Source organism: Bradyrhizobium sp. P2_E8 (assembly GCF_056403875.1).
Genome location: NZ_JBFUES010001933.1, coordinates 1 through 520, shown reverse-complemented (window position 1 = coordinate 520; position 520 = coordinate 1). Strand labels below are relative to the sequence as shown.

Genomic DNA, 520 nt, shown 5'->3' with positions numbered 1-520 from the left:
CGGCGACAGAGCGTCAACCCGCAGGCGATCGACTTTTCCGAGCGCATCGGGGCGATCCGCGAGGTGCTCGACGCCGGCGTCGGCAGCGCTGTGCGCATCACCTTCGACATCGCCCGCGAGATCTGGCCGATCAGGACCGACGTCTCGGAGTTCGAGACTGCGCTGCTCAATCTCGTCATCAATGCCCGAGATGCGATGCCCGACGGCGGCACGGTGACGATCAGCGCCCGCAACGTCGTACTGGACGAGGCCCCGCTCGCCGGCGAGTTCGTGGCGATCGACATCGCCGACACCGGGCTCGGCATTCCCGCCGACGTCGTCGACAAGATTTTCGAGCCGTTCTTCACCACCAAGCCGATCGGCAAGGGCACCGGTCTCGGCCTGTCCCAGGTGCACGGCTTTGCGCACCAGGCCGGCGGCACGGTGAAGGTCGCAAGCGAGCTCGGCAAGGGCACGGTCTTCAGCATCCTGCTGCCGCGCGGAACGGATGTGCCGGCGCGGGAAACGGCGGAGGTGGTGC

At 67.7% G+C, this 520-nt stretch carries 1 protein-coding gene; it reads left to right on the top strand.

Annotated elements, in window-relative coordinates:
* A partial coding sequence (locus AC1D00_RS44780) for a sensor histidine kinase (RefSeq protein WP_477015171.1) occupies nt 1-520 on the top strand: 520 nt, incomplete at both ends.